The sequence below is a fragment of the Candidatus Bandiella numerosa genome (assembly GCF_021811875.1).
Taxonomy (GTDB): Bacteria; Pseudomonadota; Alphaproteobacteria; order Rickettsiales; family Midichloriaceae; genus Aquirickettsia; species Aquirickettsia numerosa_A.
This window is the reverse complement of the sequence record NZ_JAJBJD010000142.1, coordinates 1-2,869: the sequence shown is the minus strand read 5'-3', so window position 1 is coordinate 2,869 and position 2,869 is coordinate 1. Positions and strand designations below refer to the sequence as shown.

2 protein-coding genes and 1 pseudogene are annotated in these 2,869 nt (G+C 30.3%); all 3 read left to right on the top strand.

Translation table 11 applies throughout. From position 1 onward, the window contains the following. Window positions 1-181: pseudogene (locus L8D11_RS04705) on the top strand (hypothetical protein); the annotation flags it as partial. Between the two features lie 136 nt (window positions 182-317). Beyond that, window positions 318-1,442, top strand: coding sequence for a DNA polymerase III subunit beta (gene dnaN / locus L8D11_RS04700; protein WP_236870515.1), 1,125 nt, complete (start codon window positions 318-320; stop codon window positions 1,440-1,442). Window positions 1,443-1,522: 80 nt separating this feature from the next. Next, window positions 1,523-2,644: a DNA replication/repair protein RecF gene (gene recF, locus L8D11_RS04695; RefSeq protein ID WP_236870514.1), complete on the top strand. Its 1,122-nt coding sequence runs from the start codon at window positions 1,523-1,525 to the stop codon at window positions 2,642-2,644. Window positions 2,645-2,869: the final 225 nt, after the last annotated feature.

Sequence of the window (2,869 nt, the reverse complement as noted above, 5' to 3'; positions counted from 1 at the left end):
CAGTATTGCAGAGACTATAGTAGAGTCTCAAATAAATACTAGATTCAAGCGAAAACAAAAAATGCAGTGGACCCGAGAGAATGCACACAATGTTTTGCAGATTAAAGCGACTATGTCCTCTAATGAGTGGAATCTTTATGAAGCAAATATTGACAATGAGTTGATTCTAAAAGTTGCTTAACGCTATCTAATATTTATGCTTCCTCTGACTCAAGCTATACGTTGTGAAAATTATTCGTTTATAACTGAGGCTTAACTTGCAAAATAATAAAGTTAATTTATTATCTAGGAAATAGTTTTCAATTTTAATATTTAGCATGAAAGTACAGGTTAACAATAGTGAATTATTACAGGCTTTAGGTCATATTCAGTCTATTGTGGAGAAAAGAACAACAAAGAGCATACTATCAAATGTAAAAATTACTACACAAAAAAACAAGATATCATTTTACACAACAGATTTAGATATATTTGCTAAAGAATCAATAAACGCAAGTGTAGGCGGGCAGTTAACTACAACGGTTCCTATTCATATATTTTATGAAATAATTCGTAAAATTGGGATACAAAATGAGATTCAACTCATATTTGAACCATCTGACAAACCTGGAAAAATGCTCATTAAAGCTGGATTAAGTGAATTTAGTCTACCATGTTTATCAGCAGAAGAGTTTCCTGATTTTGAAGAGGGTAAGCATAGTTGTGAATTTGAAATTACATCTAGTGATTTACATTATCTCATAGCAACAACAAAACATGCAATTTCTTATGACGAAACTAGATATTACCTAAGTGGTGTTTTCCTTCATGTTACAGAAGATAATGGAGTAAATGTATTAAGGGCAGTGGCTACAGATGTGCATAGATTAGCAATAGGTGAAATAACTCTTCCGAAAAATGCACAATTGTTGCCTGAGATTATTATTCCCAAAAAAACCGTGTTTGAACTTACAAAATTATTAGAAAATTTTAGTGGGGAGGTTCCAGTTGGGGTTTCATCAAATAAGATCACATTTCAAATTGGTAACACAACACTAGTGTCTAAACTGATTGATGGTAAATTCCCAGATTATGATAAAGCAGTTCCATATGGTAATACGAAACTACTAGAGATATCAACTTCCGAATTAGCTAAAGCCATAGATTTGGTAACTGCTATTTCAACAGAGAAAACAGTGGCTGTAAAACTTAAGATAGAGAAAAATAAGGTTACGTTATCTGTGAGCGATAAAATAAATTCTTCAGGAACTATTGAAATTCCTGCTATATACAGCAGCGATGAAATTTCAATAGCCTTTAACGCTAAGTATATAATTGATATATTAAATAATCTGACGGGTAAAAAAGCTTATTTTAAATTAAATTCTGGCAGCACGGCAGTATTAGTAGAAGATAGCGATAATACAAATTGTAGATTTGTGCTAATGCCAATGCAAATTTAGCATACGGAGTAGGTATTTATAAATAGCTTTTTGATTTTATCATCTCTAAAACATACTTTTAATTTTATTTTGGAGGTTTATTGACGAGAAAAGATTTGTCATCATATATATCTCAATTAGAATTATACAATTTTAGAAATCATCAAAATTTAGAGATAAAGTTAGATGGGCAATTTATTTTAGTTTTAGGAGAAAATGGCAGTGGAAAAACTAATATTCTGGAAGCTATATCCCTGTTAAATGCTTCAAAGGGTATTCGAAATTCAAAAAATAGTGACATCATAACTAATTTTAATAGGCAAAATGCCGAGTGGGCGGTTAAAGTAAATTATTCTAATCAAAATTTAGATTATAATTTATTGGTAGGATGTAAATTTAACCATACCAATTCAAACGGTAGAAAGCTAATCAGAGTTAATGGCAATGAATTGATTAAGAAAACAGATATTTCAAATTTACTAAAAATTGTTTGGTTAACACCGCAAATGGAAAATTTATTTTTGGAATCTCCTGGTGTTAGAAGGAAATTTTTAGATAGAATGACGTATAATTTTTTCTCAAATCATGCTGAATATCTGTTAAAATATGAATATTTTACTCAATCACGCACTAAAATATTATATGATATTGATTGGGATAATAAATGGCTTGAGCAAATCGAAATGAACATAGCTGAATTAAGCCTTAAAATAATCGATAATAGGCTTGAATGCATTAAAATAATCAACTCAGTTTTAGAATCTTTAACTATCAACTATCTCAAACCAATTATCACTACTTACGGTGAAATAGAAGAGCAATTAAAGAAAGAAAATCCTGCTAAAGTCTATGAATATATTTTAGATAATTTGCGTAAAAAAAGGAATATTGACTCAAAATCAAAAAGGTGCAGTATTGGCTCACATAAAAGTGACCTACTAGTGTCAGATAGAGATAAGGGCAGAGTGGCTACTTTATGTTCTACTGGTGAGCAGAAATCTATGATTATATCGATGATGCTTGGTCAAGCATATGCTATTTATGATAAAAGTAAAATAGCTCCAATATTACTTTTGGATGAAGTATTTGCGCACTTAGATGATAAGAGAAAAGAAAATTTGATTTTTGAATTAGAAAAAACACCATCTCAAATATGTATAAGTAGTACAAATATTGCCCTAAATAAAATGATAAAGACAACATACACTCAATTTATCCTTTGATGCTGAAGATAAAGGCTATAATTTTCTAGATTCTTTTTGAATCACCTCTGGAAGCATAAATATTAGATAGCGTATAAATAGGAAAAGTGCTAACCTTCGACCTAAAACAATACAGGTATCAAATGGATTTTGAAATAATAGTAAGAAAAAAAGAAAAAGGCGAGGTAGTATCAGAGAGGCTAATTAAGAAAGTAGAAATAAAGAGAGCTGAGACGATACTGGAAT